Raw genomic sequence first — 15,346 nt, forward strand, 5'->3', positions numbered from 1 at the left:
TCTCTCAAACTCCCATCTCGTTAAAATGAATGATAATGTCAGCTTTTAGCCCGCCGAGTGTACTGCGAGAAACGAAGATGCCGCTGCGCTGCCCGAATTTGAGCCGGATGCGCCGGCAAACGTTGAACAAACCGGTCTTCTCCTGGGAAGCAGAAACATCGTCAAGCCGCTCGCGAAGCAGCTCGAGCGCTTCGTCCGTTAAGGTGTCTCCGTCATCTTCGACGGAGATGCACAGCGTATCCTCCTCGTATCCCACGTTGACTGCGACATTCCCTCGCCTCATCCCATCCTCGAAGGCATGCTCGAAGGCGTTCTCCACCACCGGCTGAATCAGCAATCTCGGTACCAGCAGCGACTTGCAAACCTCCGGCAGTTTAGCCGTTTCAATGGTAATCCGATTCGAGAAGCGGATGCCCTGAATATCGCAATAATCCACCGCATGGCGATATTCTTGATCAAGCGTAACTTCGTCGCTGCCGCTGCGCGTTATAAATTGATAGTAGCTGCCGAGCCTTTGTGCCAGCGTCGCCGCATTCTCCGCATCACCGCTTCTGCTGATCATGTAGATATTGAAGAAGCTGTTGTATAGAAAATGGGGATTAATTTGCGATTGCAGCTGCTTCAACTCGGAGTGCTGCAGCGCGATTTTCTGCTCATAGTTCTCTTGAATGGAGCCTCTAAGCTTGTCTACCATTCGGTCGAAGCTTCGATAGAGATAACCGAATTCAATATCCCCTTGCGGCCGAATGGAAATATTCAAGTTGTCGGTTTCCAGTATTTTGAAGGCTTGAATTAATCGTTTGAGTGGTCGATGGATCATGACGTTGACCGAGAAGGAGAAGACAATCAGAACAGCAACGGATACCGTGGACAGGATAATATACCAGAAGTTGAACGTCCGAATAGGACCGAGCACTTCATTCTGATTGATGTAGGTGAAGATCGTCATGCCGAACATCTGAATGTCGCTAGATGTAATCAAATATTTATGATTGCCAAGCCGCAGCGTATCTGTACGGATGGGATCCTCCAACGAGGTATTACTGCTAGTGCTGGCAACGTGCTTCTGAATTTGGCTGAAAATATCCTTGTCCATCTTCACGGCGATCGTCGTTGTAAAATCATCATTGGACAGCGCCGCTCCGGAATCCTCGTAGCTCTCCACAAATCGGCGCAGCGTTTCTTCCAGCTTCGGTTTGGAAATCTCCATGAACGAAACAATTCTGCCATTGTTGCTGGAAGCGATGAAGTACAGCCTTCCGTTCTTGCTGTACACCGGCTGCGTCTGGTCAGCTTCTCGATAAGATGATATCGCATCGAATTCCGCGTTAGGCAGATCCTTGATACCGGCCCTGACAGAGAAGGTTTTCTCCAGCGACTTCACGTACACGCCGGTGTTTACCAGAAATTCGCTAGAGTTTTGGATCAATAGCAGCCGCTCCCGCACGCGGTTCACGAGCTGGAATTGTTCGTAGCCCTCTAATCGTTTCCCAATAAAACTAAGCTTCTGCAGGTCCGAATCATTCAGAAACTGAAGCTGCAAATTACGGATAAATGCAATCTGATCGTTAAGCTGACGGGAATAAAACTTCACGTTGGAGTTAATCGAATTCGTATATTCTTGCTTGATGAAGGACGCGCCTGTCGTATTCATGCGCAGATTGATTAAGAGCAGGGGCACAATCAGCAAGATGAAAATCAGTATAACCTTCTGATACACATGCAGATTTGCCAGTCTAAACTTCGTTTTCACGGGCGACACATCCCCTCAAGTTTCCCCTTCTGCTACTGATTTCTGTTGCCTTTTGTCACATTATCACTCATTTACAAAAAATTTGCACTGCAATTTAGTAAGTCGGATTGATGTAAAAAAAGGGCCAGCTTGAGAACCGTCGGTTCTCAGCTGACCCTTCTGCAATAGGCTTTATCTCGTATTTGAAGCAGCCCATGGCTGTGTTTCCGTTTGGACCGTCGCGCCTGTTCCGAGCGCTTCATTGATCTTTATACTCAAATAATGATCCTGCGAAGCTTCTGCTAAACTGTAGAAGCTCGGCCCGCATGCCGCATATTCGGCCATCTTCGCCAGGGAGGTTGCAATCGCAATCTCATCATCGGTCAGCCTGCCCGGAGTAAACGGATTCCGGTAGACCCACTCATCTCCGGCTAGGATGCCTTTGAAATAATAGCCTTCGAGATTCCCGTTCTCCCCTGCATTCTGCCTGCGAAGCTCCAACTCAATCGGAGTCAGATAATCCTTCAGATAACGGATTTCTTTATTGTTCATTTCACCGGATTCCCCGCGTACAAGCAGACGTTGACTGCGAATCCACGAGAAGTATTGATCCCCCGTGAAATCATAGATTGCTAGTTTGCCATTAAAAGCGAGCGAGGCGATGACCTGATCGGACTCCATAAGCCGATGCTCCTTCGGCGCTCCGTCTCGGCCCGGTCCATTGACCAGGGGTGAACGAAAACGCGAAGCTTGGATGACGGCGTTCTCGAACGTGATGCCAAGGAATTGACGCAATAGACTAATCCCATGATACCCGTGTGCCGCCGACAACTGGGCTTGAGACACGGTTCCGAGTTTCCCGGACTGCGCGATTGCTATTCGAGCAGCATGAAGCGGCTGAAACAAATACTGCTCCGCAACTTGAATGCGGCTGTCGCCAAACTTCTCATTCAAACGGATAAGTGCTTCTACATCCGGCGCCGGCGGCGTCTCGGATAGGACCGGCATTCCGGCTAATGCTAATTCTTCGATTACGCCCGGATTCGCATCCCATGGAACCGACGACACGACAAATAGCGGCTCTGCCTGCTCCAGCATAGCAGCAGTGGTGCGATATACCGGCACTTGCCAAGCGGCTGCCAGCTTCCTAGCTTTCTCTTCATTCCGGACTACGACACCGCTCACTTCAAACTGCTCCGGCATTTCCTTTGCAATACGCAGATAAAACTCCGTTCGCCATCCGCCGCCGACAATCCCAAAACGTATTCGACCCATTTCTAATCCCTCCTCCGTCATTAGAGCTTTCTGCCATCTCGGCCTCCGCCGGTCCCGCTGTATGCAAGTCCCGGATTCCAATCCGGTTCAGCCGGTGCTTCGAAGGCATCCACGGGAAACGTGACTTTGCAGCGATGTCTGCTGGATATGTATGCGCCTTCCACAATTTCAAGCGCCAGTAGAGAGCTCTCAGCGATCAAATAATTCCGCTCGCCTGTCTCGATCATACGAGCCATATTCTCAAGATGCGCCTGATGCCCCGTAACCGCCAGCTCTTCAGGAGTAATAAGCTGCCCCTTCGGAAACTCAGCATTCAGAATGCGGTAGCCGTTTGCCCAGCCCCAGAATTCAATTTGTCCCGCGGTTCCGATTAGACGAAACAAGGTATCTTTGCCTTCGGCGTTAATTATCACATGGTCTCCGGTATTCATGACTACGCGGACGCCGCTCTTCGTTTGTCCATACGTGACCGCTGTCGTTTCCACCTGCATCCCATCACGATACGTGCGCGTGCTCGATTCACAAATCCCCATCACATGATCCATTGGTTCATTCCCCGTCAATTGCACGAAGAAATGTAGCCAGTGGATGCCGGCATTGATGATATCCCAATTCGTATTTTGAATTTCTACGAGCTTGAGTTCGCCAATATCCCCGCGCTTCACTCTCTCTATGATTTCCAGAGGCGTCTGCTTCGCCAGCAGGCCATGCGGCACAGCCATCGGCAAATCGCGATTCTTGATTGCTTCCAGAATCCGCCGGCCGGACGCCACCGTATGCCCAAGCGGTTTCTCCACGAGAATCCCCTTGAGCGGAAGCTTAAGCGCATCCAGCGTCACTTCTTCATGAGAAGGCGGGAACGTGCTTACACATACGACATCCGTCGGACAGTCCTTAAACATCTCGTTATGATCCAAATACGTGCGGATGCCGGGAAATTGTTTTTGCAGTTTCTCACACACTTCCGGCCGAAGATCTGCGATTGCTACTAACTCATAATGCTCTGAATTCTGTAAGGCATTCATGCTGAGCTGCCCGCCAGCTCCTCCGCCAACGACTGATGCAGTCATTTTCTTCATGAAGCTCCTCCTCATTTTTCCTAGCATAATCTCAACCAAGCCGTTCTGCTTCTGCTATATTGGAACCCCTTTCAATTTACCACATTGAATCTCCTATTAAGTAGTACTTTCTATTCGTTCATGCCGACTCCTCCGCTATAAGGTCTACGACTTGTTTCGCGAATGCAGCGAAGGGTTCGATATGCTCCGGGCTTCGATTAATCGCCCACCTGAGGTTATCGAAAGCTCTTAATAGCAGATAATGTTTAATGCCAGATAGGTCTTTTTCACTTATTCCGTACCCGTCTATAAAGGCTTTGAATTCTTCAGTAGTTGGACCTTCTTCTAGACCGAGGATTTGGTAGTGCAATAATTGAGCAACAGTTGCATGTGGCACCACGCTTACTTTCGCATTCCAATCCAGCAATATCACTTGGTTAGCCGGATTGACAATCGTATTCTTTAAAGAGATATCTCCATGATTTAAGCCGAAACGGAACGGTTTACGCTTTAAATCTTCAAACAGTCTCTTTATTCTCTGCGATTCCATCGGAGTGATTACTCCAAGCTCAATCAAGCGATCGTGCTCAGTCAAAGCATTAATATTATGCTGCACATACCCTTGCCAACTACCATCTGATCCGGCATGAGGCGGTGACTGAAACTCACCTTGGACCGGATCAATCAGATTTTCTCCATAGCCTTTCACAGAAATAGAATGAATAAGCCTAGCATATTCGCCTAGTTTCCGCCAAACATCTAACTTAGGTACAGTACTGTCTGCTCCGTTGTCTCCCTCAACAAAGGCTTGAATCATATAGGCGGTTTCATCCACGATACCAACGGACAACACTTCAGGTCCCGGAACGCCAACTGCCGCAGCTTGCTCGATACACCATTTTTCTTTCAGAAAGCTTGGCAATGCATCTTTATCGTTCATGCGGACAACAACTTTATGCATCTCTGTTTCGGCTACGCAAACCTGATTTGCGATGCCTTTACCGATGATTTGATAGGCGGTTTTTACTTGCTCCTGAAGATACTCGCCTGCAATTCGTGCTGCTTGATTAACTAAAGAGTCTTTCAATGTTGCTTCATCCCCCGCCAAGAGCAAACTCCCTTTCATTCGGATTACTTTTCCGTCTTGTTCGAATCCCATTTCCTTCATTCCGATTTTATGGTAAAAACGGCGGGCGTTCCGATTAGAAGGAGAAACACGAAGATGATATTCGTTTACTCCATTGTTTTCAAAGAACTTAAGCGCGTACTGGTGGAGTTCCTTGCCTAATCCAATCCCGCGTTTTTCAGGAAGTAAATAATAAAGATGTACATAGCCGATTTTGCTATCTTTGTACTCTTGTATTGTAAGCTCTAGTTGACCGATGGGGATTTCATTCTCCATAGCTAAAACCAATCCACCCGGGAATTGGTTCGACTTTGCATGTACCCAATTGAGATATTCTTCTTCATTCCCGAAGTCGTTATCTGAACCGAAACTAACAATGAACGCCTCTCTGCGAAACGGAATTATAAACTTTCTATGTTTGACTACATCTATCGGTTCAAAATGCAAAGAAAATCCCCCTTTGTGTCCAAATTTTAACTTTGTAATGTAATTGTAATATTTCCTTCATATTCCTTTCATGTTGAGCCTTTATAATAAACACATGACCCCCCTTTATTATATATTTTCTCTTGCGCCTGCGGATATGCCGCAGGCCTCTTTGTTTTTTAAGAGACTTTTCGCGGAGAATAGAAGACTTCGACGGAATGCCGTAATTCTTTTGTAAGGAATCCGTCAGTTCATGTGTGACTGTATGAAGATAGCGGCATAGATGGATGTATATACACTCCCCTTGTATTTGTTATAATTAGAGGGAGTAGATATTCCCATTTAAGCAGGTGCACAACATGAATTTATATTTAGATTCACGCACGATTATCGTTGCGCTTGGAATCGGTTACTTATTGGCATTATCTCTTGGCAGCTCCTATTGGCTGGATCGTACGAATTTAGCATCTATTAAAAGCTACCTATTCGCGAAATGCTTGCAAATTATAGCCTGGTTTAGTATGGCGTTTCGAGGAGATATCGTACCGGACTTAGTAACCATCAGTTTCGCGAACTCTATTCTATTAGCAGGGACTGCCATCGAAATGGTAACCCTCTTGAATCTTCATAAACCTATTGGACTCAAGACCAATATACGATATACGATTATGACGATTTGCAGCATTATCGGCTTTCAATTGATTCTCCTTCTGCATAACAAGGAAGATATCCGAATCGCCTATATCTCTTGGGTAACTGCAGCAATGTTAATTCCAGCCTATCGGCTCATTCTCGAGCGAGGAACAACTATGCTTAGGAGAGTTACCGGTAGTCTATATATGATTGCAATTGTCGTTTTTGTGGCAAGAGGGATCATTGCTTTACAGTCCGTGGAATCAGCTAGTTTCTTCATTCCGGGAATCTTTCAATTGATTTCGATATTGGGGATTTTCCTGCTTACCGTTCTGGGGAGTATAGCATTTGCATTGCTATTGAAGGAGAAAACCAATCAAGAATTAGTGCAGCTAGCCAGCTACGATGACTTGACAGGTACACTGAACCGCAGAACCTTTACGCTCCAAGCAAAGCTGGCTCTGGCTCACTACGCGAAGAAGGGGAAACCTGTATCCTATCTGCTCTTCGATATTGATTGGTTCAAAACCATTAATGATACGTATGGCCACCACGTCGGCGATCTGGTATTGCAGGATTTGGCATCACGGATCAAGCAGCAGTTGGACAGCGAGGATTTGTTTGTTCGGTATGGAGGCGATGAGTTCGGACTTATGCTCCCTGGGAAGAATGAAGCCGAATCCACCGAACTAGCCGAACGGATTAAACAATCGATAAACGGCTCGGTTAGCGAAGATCCACGGGTACCTTATACGATTAGCATGGGCGTACTTACTGTAGTGCCGAATAAACACACACAGCTGGAGACGTTATACGCAACTTGCGACAAAGCCCTTTATACGGCAAAAAGCAATGGAAGAGACGGCATGTTCCGCAGCCGATCCGAGCAGTTACATGAAGCGATTGCATCGTTTTGATGCTCGTAATCAAACTGTAATATTCCCTTCATACTTCTTTCATACTCTCCTCATCTTTTCTTCATAATCGGTCTATATAATAAGTGACATGACCCCCCTTTTAAAATATATTTTTCTCTAGTGCCTGCGGAGATGCCGCAGGCCTCTTTTTTGTCGCTTCAGCTTCGAATGAATAGTAATAGAATAGAAATAAACCGCCCTCATATTGCAAGGGCGGTTATCCCATCATATGAATTTCTTGAGCTCAATTTCGTCACGCAAGGGGATACCGTAATAGCCTATAAGCGGGACTGCTGGCTTGAGCTTCCTTATCCCATCAAGTGCGTTTGGACTTACCGCGATCATTCGGTACCCAAGCCTTTGATAAAAACGTAATGCATCTAGATTATCATTCGTTGTAACGAGCCAAACATGATTAAGCCCAGCCTGCTTTGCCGCTTGTTCCACGACAGCCAACAATTTGCTTCCAATCCCTTTTCCTTTGAACGTCGCATGAAGGCTCGTCACTTCACACTCATCGCTATGGATTCGATAAGTAGCTGCGCCGACACGTTCTCCATCCCTCCAAGCAATGACGGGTTCCACGTCCCGGAGATGATGGACTTGGCCCTTGCTTATAACAATTTCGCCGCCCAACTCGCTTATCCACAAGGCTTTCAGCCAATCCCTGTCCTCGTCGGTAGAAGCAGCGAGAATTTCGATAATACTCCTATTTTCTTCCACATGCATCACCCTTATTAGTGTATCACCAGCCTGCAGAAAAATTGACTGTGTGATAAAAAAAAGCGCGGCAGGCTACCGCGCTTTCGTTCCTATTTTAAATGATTAGAGGCTTACAATGCTTTAGCTGCGTCCGCAAACTGGCGCGCACGTTCCGTCAGCAGGTCAAACCGCCCGCTGCGCACCCAATCCAAATTCACAAGCTTGCTCCCCATACCGACGGCACATGCGCCGGCTTTGAAGTAATCCGCAATGTTATCCAGATCGACGCCGCCCGTTGCGAGCATCGGGATTTTGTCCAGTGGCGCGCGGATTTCGGACAAGTACTTCCAGCCCAGTGTGCCCATCGGGAAGATCTTCACCGCTTCGGCACCGGCTTTCCATGCACGAACGATTTCAGTCGGTGTCATCACGCCGGGCCATACCGGCACGCCGTTCGCATACCCATATTCCACGACTGACTCATCCAAGTTCGGGGAAATCAGAAACTGAGAGCCCGCTGCTACGGCTTCCTTCGCCATATCCAGATCAAGAACGGTTCCGGCGCCAATTCCCGCTTGGTTACCGTATTTATCGCGCCAGCGGTTAATCATACCGGCAGCACCTTCGGTATTCATCGTAATTTCCATCAGGGTAATGCCGCCGCTAATCAGCGCTTCGGCCGCCTGATCTGCATATTGATCCTCGATATAACGAAAAATAGCTACAACCTTCTCTTGCCGTAATCGTTCCAGCATTTGACTCACGTTTAAGCAGCCTCCTCATCACTTTGGACAATCCTATAGATCATTGTAGAACGAGACCTTTGCGAAAATCAATCCAAACCATGCCAATAATCTCGCAAAATACGCACAAACACGTTCGGGAACGCAAGCTCCTTCATCTGCTCAGGTCCAATCCAGCGATAGTTGGCTGGCGCTTTCCCTTGTGGCAGTCCATATGATGAGACTGATGCTGCTGCTAGATGTGCCGGTGCTTCTGCAGGGTTTGAAGCTACGGCCGCACTCTCGCTCTCGGCTAGCTGCTGCCAGAATCCGAATTCCGCTCGGAATACCTGCACGTCCCACACGATGTGGCTGAACACATGCTCCGTTTCGCCCCACCAGCTCGTCGGCCTGACAAGCAAGCCTTCATCCGCCGATAGCATGCGGCTCAGATAATCGGCTTGCGCCGCATGGCGGTCCATCAGGCTGTCGCCGCTCGCTGGTGCTGAAGCCTCGGCTCCGGCAGCGATGCCACCCGCTGCTGCGGCTGCTTCAAGCTCCGCCGAAGCGGCTGCGCCGGCTTTGCCGCGGCCTTTGCGCTTCGCGCCGCCATCGCCCGGCAGCCCGAGCACATGCGGCAGCTCCCACATCTGGGCGAGCAAGCCGCTCTCCGGCCGCTGCCGCACGAGCAGCTTGCCTTCATGCGCGCCGCTGCCTGTAATGATGGCGGCAAGCCGCGTTTCCGGCCGCGGCGGCTTCGCCTTCGTCTTGATCGGCAGGATGTGCTCTTTCCCAGCCATCCTGCCTTCGCAGTGCATCATCACCGGGCAAGTCAGACAGCCCGGTGACTTTGGCGTGCACACAAGCGCTCCCAACTCCATGAGCGCTTGATTGAAGTCTCCCGCTGATCCCTCGGGAATCAGCGACGCGGCCAGCTTCTCGATGCCGATCCGTGTAGACGGCTTCGCAATGTCTTCTTCCAGGCAGAAGTAACGAGATAACACCCGCATAACATTGCCGTCCACCGCCGGTTCCGGCCGATTGAACGCGATGCTCATGATCGCCCCGGTCGTATACGGCCCTACGCCGCGCAGCGCAGCAACCGCTTCTTTATTATCCGGCACAATGCCGCCGTGGAGGCTTAATACCTCACGCGCACCGGCCTGCAGATTACGAGCACGCGAGTAATAACCGAGCCCTTCCCAGCATTTCAACACTTCCGGCTCCGGCGCTTCTGCCAGTGCGGCAGCTGTCGGGAACTTCTCCATAAATCGTTCATAATACGGAATCACCGTATCCACCCGTGTTTGCTGCAGCATAATTTCCGAGACCCATACTCGGTAGGGATCACGATTCATCCGCCACGGCAAAACACGTTTATTTGCTAAATACCAACTCAGCAGCTCTCTGCTGAAATATTGAGAAGCCTCCGACCCCATGTTTGTTTCATCCTCTCGGCCATGCACGACATTATGATTTGTTCTGTTTTTTGCTCAAATAAATTTGCCGATAGCGGCTGGGCGTTACGCCCGTGTACTGCTTGAACATCCGCGATAGGTAATGATTCTGCATCCCAACCTGCTGAGCAACCTCGGATATGTTGCATTCCGGCTTCTCCAGCAGCTGCTTGGCCCGTTCCACACGCCGCATGTTCACGTATTGCGTAGGCGCGTACCCGACGATATTTTTGAAATAGCCTATAAAATAATTCGGATGGAGATAGGCCAGCCTAGCTAGATCCTCCACGCCCATCTGATCCGATAAATGCAGCTCGATATAATCCAGCACTCGGTCGATTTTCTCCAGCGGTTCAACCTGCTGAAGCGACTCTTCGCTAATGCCGCCATATTCCAAATAAATAGCCATAATATCAAACAAAGCTGCCCGAATGCGCAGCTCCCTCGTTATCATCGACGATCTGTAAACATCGATCAACCGTTCAAACAACGTCCGCAGGTAAACCTGCTCCGTCGGCTCCACGATGAGTGGCAGTTTTAGCAAATCGAACATTTCCATATCCCCGATGGATGCTCGAAAATTGCACCAATACACCGCATTCGGCGCTGTCCCTGTGTTAAATGATTGCTTACCGGGCGGCAGAAGCAGCAGCTGTCCGGGTTTGGTATGATATAAGCGGCCGCTTTGCATCAGCTCGCCTTCGCCTTCTATAATGAACCAGAGCCGATAAAATTCAGAAACCTGCTCCATGGCCTGTCCGTTCTTCGGTGCTGAGAATGCCGCGATGGTTACATCCGCTTGAAAGCGGTGAAAATAATTTTGTATGATGGTCTTGTAGGTGTGTTTCATTATTTTTCACCTGCGTCTCCCACTTTTCAGATTTTGCGAGTGTACGCGCATTTCCCTATTATAGCGCACTATTCGACCAAAAGAACACCTCGGCCCTGACCTTACTGCCCCGGTTGTACAGGCCGAAGATTCGATAGTAAGTCCACCAACAGGAGGAGGATTACGCTCACCTATGCGCACTTCTACTACTAGAAACACTGATGTATCGCGCTTTTTTCCGTTGCTTGCCTTGCTTATCGTGGTTCTGCTAACAGGGTGCGGCTCGTCCTCGCCGACTTCAACGGCAGCCTTAAACGTGCCAAAGGTATATAAATCCAATTGCATCTCCTGCCATGGATCGGAGCTTCAAGGCCGGATGGGCCCAGCAACCAATCTACAGCATGTCGGCAAAAGAATGACAAAGGATCAAATCACCGCTCAAATCAATAAAGGCGGCGGCGGTATGCCTGCCTTCTCCGGGAAGCTTACACCGGACGAAGTGCAGGAGCTGGCGAGCTGGCTCAGTGCGAAGAAATAATAAAAAGACCCTTGTCACAGCTGCATGATGCATATAGCATGATGCTGCTTGAGCAGAGGGTCTTTATCTTTATTTGTGCGTGTTTCGCCTGCCTAGGCGCATTTGGGGCAAACCGGATGCCAAGGTTCCTTCATAGTACCATTTGGATGCGCCCATCTTCGGATGAGCCGGAAACAGATCGCCTGCAAGCAGCGGCAGCCAACAGCCCCAAGCGTCACCGTACACACCGTCTGCCGGAACAAGCTGTCCGCTCTTATAGTAGCGCTTATCGTTTCGTTCAGAGTGAGTCGTCATGCTTCCACCGTCCCTCTACCCTGTTATTTTTCCTATTGGTTTATTCCAATTATGGGCAAAAGGTGACGATGTTATGCATCCGTTTTCAATCCAGCTGTTCCACGATCACGAAAGCCGAGGCCAGTGCCTGATCATGCGTAACCGTAACATGGATGACCGTCTTCTCCTGCATCAAGCCAAGCCGCTCCCAAGCTCCATCTGTCAGACGGCATACCGGCTTTCCACTGTGGTGTCGATCCACCTCGATATCGCGAAAAGAAAGCTTGCTTCCAATGCCGCAGCCAAACGCCTTGGACACCGCTTCCTTCGCCGCAAACCGGCCAGCTGTAAACTCGACCAGCCGTTTTCCGCCTTTCACTTCGGCAAGCTCCAGCTCGCGTTCGGTCAGAATGCGGCGCATAAACTTTGCGCCGCTCTCGCCTTGTATCATTTTGTCCATTCGCTCAAGCGATGAGATGTCATGCCCAATTCCGATAATCACTTCTGCCTACCGCCTTACTTGTGGTTGTGGAGTACCTGTCTAGTCTTCACGTGTTCTTCTGCACTAAGGCAGTATGAACCCGTATTTTCTCCATACTTTACCCGCCGCTTCGCTTTGCAGGAAACCTAATAGCTCCATGGTTTGGTCTTGATGCTTCGTTTCTTTCATTACTGCGGCCGGATACACGATTGGCTTATGGGTCTCTGCGGGCACCGTTAACGCGATCGTAACGTTTGTCGATGTCATCGCATCCGTCAAGTAGACGAAACCTGCGTCTGCGTTGCCGGTCTCTACGTATGACAGTACTTGCCTAACATCCTTCGCGTATACCATCTTGGGCTCAATTTCGTCCCAAATGCCTGCTTCCGTCAGCGACTGTTTCGTGTAGTTTCCGACCGGAACGCTCTCGGGCTCGCCGATCGCGATTGTCCTGTAAACGGCATCGGTTAATGCCAGCAACTCCGAAGGTGTGGCAGATGTTGTATCCTTAGGCACGATCAATACCAGCTCATTTCGCAGCAAAATCGGGCTTACGCCCACCAGTCCCTTGTCCTGGAGGGCATCCATCTGCTTCTCACTCGCGGAAATGTACAGGTCCACCGGAGCACCTTTCTCGATCTGCTGCTGCAGTGTGCCCGAGGCTCCGAAATTGTACGTGATTCGTACATCGGTTTGCTGCGCTTCGTATGCCGTTTTCAGTTCGGTAAGTGCATCCTTCAAGCTCGAGGCCGCCGAAACGGTTAACTCGACAGGTTGATGCGATTGCTTGCTGCATGAAGACAAGATTGCGCTCAGCAGTAGTACGATAATAATCCGACTTGCTATTGGATTTGATCTGTTTCTGTTCATGTGCGAGTTACTCACGCTAGCGGATGACGCCGATATGTGCCAATCTGAAATTCGTCCCTCTGCATTCCGGACCGTCGCCATGCGTGACTTCCAGCTCACATTTGTGCGTGCCTTGCGGCAGTTCATCTCCGAGGAAACAGGCTCGATACCAGCCGTCATCGCCGCACCATTCCGGGCGCTCGCGCGACATGGTCACCCAGTCTCCATCGTCAAACCGATAGCGGAATTCAGAGGACATTTTGCCAAAATCAAACCCCAGCGACAGACCGCGACCTACGAAGGAGAAGGACAGCTTCGCGCCTACTGCGGCTGTCTCCAGCACTTGGTCGATCCATTCATAGAACGGCCAGCGGCGGATGACCCATGGCCCTTCGGTTTGTACCTGCGTGAGCGGCAGCAGCTCCGCGGCTCCCCAGTGCTGCGGATGCAGCGGTGCGGGGAGCGAAGCGGAATACGACGTAGCGATGGCCGCCTCCCCCTGCAGCTCCTTTTCTAGAAAGGCGATAATGCTCTGCCCGTAGCTCAAACTGCCTCTGTGAGTCGGGTGCAAGCCGTCCGGCAGCCACTCTTCCCAGCGCATTCGACCTTTGCGGACTTCTTCAAGGGCATACAGTCCCATCCACACCGAGCCTGTCCCGTAATGATCGGCGAGCTCCTCCAGCTCGGCGATCGAGTCCGGTACGCCTCCCTCGCTCATCACCGCGTACATGTTCTGCATAAACGTATGAGCGAGCACGATATCGCGGTCCCCATCAGCCAGCAGCTTTCGGAGTAACCCTTCTCTTGTACGCCGTCTTTGATCCGACGGATCCCCATAATCATTTACCGCATAATCGATAAAAACGAGCTGGCAGCCACGATCAATAAGATCGCGTTTTGCACGGAATACCGCAAGCTCGCTGCCCGTTGCTCCGATTGCAGCATTTTCAACAATGATTCTTACACCAGGGTATCGCTCAACCAGCCAAGCAATAACGGGCTCCGGCCAATTGTGCCGAGGACGCGCATCTGTAATCGAACCGCCGATAAAACCAACCGTCAACTGTCCCTCGGACAGTGCCTTGCGCGTATGTACTAATGGATTGCGATGTTTCCACACGGCTGCATTCATTTGCTGAGCTTCCTCCCCATGAGGTTCTATTGAACTCACACAACTTTGATTCGCGGCGCTGCATCTCCAAGATGATTTACATGCGTTACTTTCCTTATCATACCACTTGTGCAATATAGTTTCATGGCGAAATAGATGTCTTAACTCCCCTATCGTTGCCTTTCCGAATCGAAAATTCCCAAATGGAACCTTCAGCTCCAAAACCAAGCCAAACTGGTGCTGAGAGTGCGGAAATCGAACTCTCAGCATTCAATCTAACCCCAAACCCAACGCTTCGGTAGCTGAAAGTCTCTAAATGGAACTTTCAGCTCCGAAACCAAGCTAAAAAGTATCTGAGAGTGCGGAAATCGAACTCTCAGCGCTGCTCTCCTACTAGTTCACGATTGATTAGGAAGCCACGAATCGTCTTGGTACCTTTGCCTGCTGGGATCAAGAGATTATTTTGGAGCATCTGATGAAGGAGTCGATAAGCTTTCACCCTAGGGATCTGCAATACCTCCATGACATCCCGTGGTCGCAGAGGACGATCTAGGCGTAGGCCATGCCGAAGAACCTCCGCCTCGAGAAGCTCCGTTGCTCCTCGCAGACGTCTGCGACCATGGACGCCGCCAAGCCAGCAACCCATAAACTGTTGGAGAATCTGCTCACACATTCGTGGACGTTCATTGATGTCATCATAAGAGAAGCGAAGGAGCTGCCAACCGTCGATGATGAGGTGATTTTGACGCATTAAGGAGTCGGAGAATTGCCAGCGGGTGACTTTGGATGAATGGGGACCATATCCGTCGATTTCGATGGCCAGCTTGATTGGTTCCCGAATGTAAGCAAAGTCCAAATACCGATTGCCGTCCTTGAAATCGGCCACTTCATATTCACCGAATAGATGATCGAAATTTCGAAATGCCGGATACCACACTTGCTGCAAAAACAAACGTTCCGCATGGCCTTGCCCCTCCTCTAACTTGCGTCTTCTTTCCCCCTTCTGCACCAGCAATTGATGATCCAACCATTGTTGATACGCTGCTTGAAACGACATACCACTCATCCTCCCTCAAAATGAACATAAAAAAACCGCCACAATCGGACAGACGCGTCCAATCGGGCGGTGTGTGCTTCACAACCTAAAGATTTGCTTTGATTGTACCATGACCTTATGACAATCACAAAGCTAATGAAATGGATTGGATTTTTTCGAT

Annotated in this window: 15 protein-coding genes; 2 read left to right on the top strand and 13 right to left on the bottom strand. The window is 49.8% G+C overall.

The window, feature by feature from the left end:
• Positions 1–4: 4 nt before the first annotated feature.
• The 4 genes from AC6ESO_RS07345 to AC6ESO_RS07360 form a co-directional block, all read right to left on the bottom strand.
• A complete protein-coding gene (locus AC6ESO_RS07345) occupies positions 5–1,753 on the bottom strand; it encodes a sensor histidine kinase (RefSeq protein WP_497090800.1) in 1,749 nt (582 codons plus the stop codon).
• A gap of 171 nt (positions 1,754–1,924) precedes the next feature.
• A complete protein-coding gene (locus tag AC6ESO_RS07350; RefSeq protein WP_497090801.1) occupies positions 1,925–3,007 on the bottom strand; it encodes a Gfo/Idh/MocA family protein in 1,083 nt (360 codons plus the stop codon).
• 20 nt (positions 3,008–3,027) lie between these two features.
• The gene (locus AC6ESO_RS07355) at positions 3,028–4,086 is read right to left on the bottom strand and encodes a Gfo/Idh/MocA family protein (RefSeq protein ID WP_497090802.1); all 1,059 of its coding nucleotides are present in this window, start codon (positions 4,084–4,086) and stop codon (positions 3,028–3,030) included.
• Positions 4,087–4,204: 118 nt separating this feature from the next.
• A complete protein-coding gene (locus tag AC6ESO_RS07360) occupies positions 4,205–5,638 on the bottom strand; it encodes a GNAT family N-acetyltransferase (RefSeq protein WP_497090803.1) in 1,434 nt (477 codons plus the stop codon).
• Between the two features lie 338 nt (positions 5,639–5,976).
• Here AC6ESO_RS07360 and AC6ESO_RS07365 point away from each other — a divergent pair, with 338 nt between their 5' ends.
• A complete protein-coding gene (locus tag AC6ESO_RS07365; protein ID WP_497090804.1) occupies positions 5,977–7,167 on the top strand; it encodes a GGDEF domain-containing protein in 1,191 nt (396 codons plus the stop codon).
• A gap of 225 nt (positions 7,168–7,392) precedes the next feature.
• On the opposite strand, the gene AC6ESO_RS07370 is transcribed toward AC6ESO_RS07365, so the two are convergent.
• The 4 genes from AC6ESO_RS07370 to AC6ESO_RS07385 form a co-directional block, all read right to left on the bottom strand.
• The gene (locus AC6ESO_RS07370; protein WP_497091070.1) at positions 7,393–7,896 is read right to left on the bottom strand and encodes a GNAT family N-acetyltransferase; all 504 of its coding nucleotides are present in this window, start codon (positions 7,894–7,896) and stop codon (positions 7,393–7,395) included.
• Positions 7,897–8,000: 104 nt separating this feature from the next.
• On the bottom strand, positions 8,001–8,633 hold the full coding sequence (locus tag AC6ESO_RS07375) for a bifunctional 4-hydroxy-2-oxoglutarate aldolase/2-dehydro-3-deoxy-phosphogluconate aldolase (protein ID WP_497090805.1): 633 nt from the start codon (positions 8,631–8,633) through the stop codon (positions 8,001–8,003).
• Positions 8,634–8,701: 68 nt separating this feature from the next.
• Positions 8,702–10,030, bottom strand: coding sequence for an A/G-specific adenine glycosylase (gene mutY / locus AC6ESO_RS07380; RefSeq protein ID WP_497090806.1), 1,329 nt, complete (start codon positions 10,028–10,030; stop codon positions 8,702–8,704).
• Positions 10,031–10,061: 31 nt separating this feature from the next.
• On the bottom strand, positions 10,062–10,898 hold the full coding sequence (locus AC6ESO_RS07385; protein WP_497090807.1) for an AraC family transcriptional regulator: 837 nt from the start codon (positions 10,896–10,898) through the stop codon (positions 10,062–10,064).
• 172 nt (positions 10,899–11,070) lie between these two features.
• Here AC6ESO_RS07385 and AC6ESO_RS07390 point away from each other — a divergent pair, with 172 nt between their 5' ends.
• Positions 11,071–11,415 carry a c-type cytochrome gene (locus AC6ESO_RS07390; protein WP_497090808.1) on the top strand — a complete coding sequence of 115 codons (345 nt, stop codon included), beginning with the start codon at positions 11,071–11,073 and terminating at the stop codon, positions 11,413–11,415.
• 69 nt (positions 11,416–11,484) lie between these two features.
• On the opposite strand, the gene AC6ESO_RS07395 is transcribed toward AC6ESO_RS07390, so the two are convergent.
• The 5 genes from AC6ESO_RS07395 to AC6ESO_RS07415 form a co-directional block, all read right to left on the bottom strand.
• Positions 11,485–11,709, bottom strand: coding sequence for a hypothetical protein (locus AC6ESO_RS07395; RefSeq protein WP_494818196.1), 225 nt, complete (start codon positions 11,707–11,709; stop codon positions 11,485–11,487).
• An 85-nt stretch (positions 11,710–11,794) separates the two neighbouring features.
• Entirely contained in the window at positions 11,795–12,190 is a 396-nt protein-coding gene (acpS, locus tag AC6ESO_RS07400; RefSeq protein ID WP_497090809.1) for a holo-ACP synthase, read from the bottom strand.
• A gap of 63 nt (positions 12,191–12,253) precedes the next feature.
• Entirely contained in the window at positions 12,254–13,039 is a 786-nt protein-coding gene (modA, locus tag AC6ESO_RS07405) for a molybdate ABC transporter substrate-binding protein (protein ID WP_497090810.1), read from the bottom strand.
• Between the two features lie 16 nt (positions 13,040–13,055).
• Positions 13,056–14,150: an SGNH/GDSL hydrolase family protein gene (locus tag AC6ESO_RS07410; protein WP_497090811.1), complete on the bottom strand. Its 1,095-nt coding sequence runs from the start codon at positions 14,148–14,150 to the stop codon at positions 13,056–13,058.
• A 355-nt stretch (positions 14,151–14,505) separates the two neighbouring features.
• Positions 14,506–15,186: a putative endonuclease domain-containing protein gene (locus tag AC6ESO_RS07415; protein WP_497090812.1), complete on the bottom strand. Its 681-nt coding sequence runs from the start codon at positions 15,184–15,186 to the stop codon at positions 14,506–14,508.
• Between the last annotated feature and the right edge of the window lie 160 nt (positions 15,187–15,346).

The organism is Paenibacillus rhizoryzae (assembly GCF_059686995.1).

Excerpts from the sequence above, each read along its gene's own strand:
- AC6ESO_RS07350 (WP_497090801.1), bottom strand. The coding sequence starts at position 3,007 with ATGGGTCGAATACGTTTTGGGATTGTCGGCGGCGGATGGCGAACGGAG.
- AC6ESO_RS07355 (WP_497090802.1), bottom strand. The coding sequence starts at position 4,086 with ATGAAGAAAATGACTGCATCAGTCGTTGGCGGAGGAGCTGGCGGGCAG.
- AC6ESO_RS07365 (WP_497090804.1), top strand. The coding sequence starts at position 5,977 with ATGAATTTATATTTAGATTCACGCACGATTATCGTTGCGCTTGGAATC.
- AC6ESO_RS07370 (WP_497091070.1), bottom strand. The coding sequence starts at position 7,896 with ATGCATGTGGAAGAAAATAGGAGTATTATCGAAATTCTCGCTGCTTCT.
- mutY (WP_497090806.1), bottom strand. The coding sequence starts at position 10,030 with ATGGGGTCGGAGGCTTCTCAATATTTCAGCAGAGAGCTGCTGAGTTGG.
- AC6ESO_RS07385 (WP_497090807.1), bottom strand. The coding sequence starts at position 10,898 with ATGAAACACACCTACAAGACCATCATACAAAATTATTTTCACCGCTTT.
- AC6ESO_RS07390 (WP_497090808.1), top strand. The coding sequence starts at position 11,071 with ATGCGCACTTCTACTACTAGAAACACTGATGTATCGCGCTTTTTTCCG.
- AC6ESO_RS07395 (WP_494818196.1), bottom strand. The coding sequence starts at position 11,709 with ATGACGACTCACTCTGAACGAAACGATAAGCGCTACTATAAGAGCGGA.
- modA (WP_497090810.1), bottom strand. The coding sequence starts at position 13,039 with ATGAACAGAAACAGATCAAATCCAATAGCAAGTCGGATTATTATCGTA.
- AC6ESO_RS07410 (WP_497090811.1), bottom strand. The coding sequence starts at position 14,150 with ATGAATGCAGCCGTGTGGAAACATCGCAATCCATTAGTACATACGCGC.
- AC6ESO_RS07415 (WP_497090812.1), bottom strand. The coding sequence starts at position 15,186 with ATGTCGTTTCAAGCAGCGTATCAACAATGGTTGGATCATCAATTGCTG.